The following is a 1647-nucleotide window of genomic DNA, read 5'->3' as shown; positions in this document are numbered from 1 at the left end:
GAGGACTATAAATCTGCGTATGAGGCTGGAAATGGCGAGTACCTAGATTATGTAGTGGCTATTGCACATTTACGCGTGTGTCAGTGGTTAGAAAACGAATTTGCTTATCATGTGAAAGCAGCGATTAAAGTCTCAACAATCAAGCGTTACTATAGTAGTTTTGTGCTTGACCTACTTTGTTATGTTCTAGAACAGCAGATCAATCTAGATACAGCCACTGAAGAGCAGTTTGAGGAAATGTATCGCACGATTGTTGAAGAAAAACTGCTGAATGATCAGAAAAATCATAAAACGACCGCACAAACCAACAACAATAAAAAATACAATACCTCGGGTTATGCCTTTGATCGGCTGAAAGCCTTTCACCAATACTTAGTCAAGAATCATCGTGCACCGATTGTGCAATATTTATATGAACGTCAAAGTGACGGTTTATTTTTAAAAACCAGACTCATTAGTCCGCAGATGTTTCAATTGATGATACGGATTCTTAGAGAATACCCAGAAGCTTTGGGTCTGACTGAGCAGGATGCAACCTGTCTAGAATGGGTCTATACATTGGCATTTAGACTGGGCTTGCGTATTGATGAAGCTGCCGGGATCTGTATCGATGATTTTGTATCTCCGCAGTTACGAAAACATCCTGACAATCGACAGCTCTATTATGTGTTTGAATCCGCTTTAGATCAGCAGAAAGACGATCGATCTCACCATAAAATGAGAAAAACAATGGGTGATATTGATGATCTCACCCTTAGGATTCGTCTAAATTCTGAGCGTGATCTGAAAAGTGATAATGCCACGCGTCAGTTTGATTTAGCTTATTTTTTAGCACCGGACGAGTTCACAGGATTTTGTCGCTTTTATCAAAACCAGTTACCTGGCTCTAAAGCGACTGCAGCAGTCTGCAATAGAAAAATCAAACAGCTCTTTATGCTGGGTGAACAACCTTTATCCAGTACAAATTTATCAAAAATTACCCAGTTGCTGTTTAATACTGTATTAGGGACAAACGATCATCAATATACCTTTCACGCTTTCAGGCATAGTACCGCTTCACATTTGGCTATCCTTTTAAAAGGCAGCATAGCACTGGTACGTTGTTTTACTGACTATGATTCCGAGTTTGGGCGTAAGCTTAAAAAGCACATTTTACCCAATATGAAGGATGCTTCATCGCGTAGTGCCCAAGCCTGGTCTCGACTTGCGCATCTGATGGGGCATGAAGACATTCGGATCACTGCAAGACATTATCTGCATCATCTGAATATCCTGATTGCTGACATGTTTTATCAAGCAAACCGTGAATATTCACCTCAATTGATCAAGGCATTATTAGGCGATAGTCAGTTGATGCATCGCGATTTCAAGGTTAAATTTCAGTCGAATGAAAGAGATATTTTAAAATTGATGAAGAAGATTCATTCACACACAGAAAATAATTCTCAAACTGCTGCATTAAAGAGCAAGAAAAAGCAGAAGCAGCCTCAACAACAGGACGTATTTTTATACCGTGAAACGTTTCTAGACGAATACCGGAAGTGGCGGGAAAAAAAAGAAAAAGCAACGATCGATCCTGAAGTATTGAAATTCATTCAATCGATCAGCCAGCCGTTTGGCTATGCCGGATCAAAGTTAGGCTCTGAT

The 1647-nt window shown here is 39.9% G+C and carries 1 pseudogene; it reads left to right on the top strand.

The features are described 5' to 3' along the window. Positions 1 to 1647: pseudogene (locus FTV42_RS16745) on the top strand (hypothetical protein); the annotation flags it as partial.

The organism is Acinetobacter sp. YH16052 (genome assembly GCF_013417155.1).
Taxonomy (GTDB): domain Bacteria; phylum Pseudomonadota; class Gammaproteobacteria; order Pseudomonadales; family Moraxellaceae; genus Acinetobacter.
The sequence above is the reverse complement of the archived record's forward strand: the minus strand, read 5'-3'. Positions and strand labels throughout refer to the sequence as shown.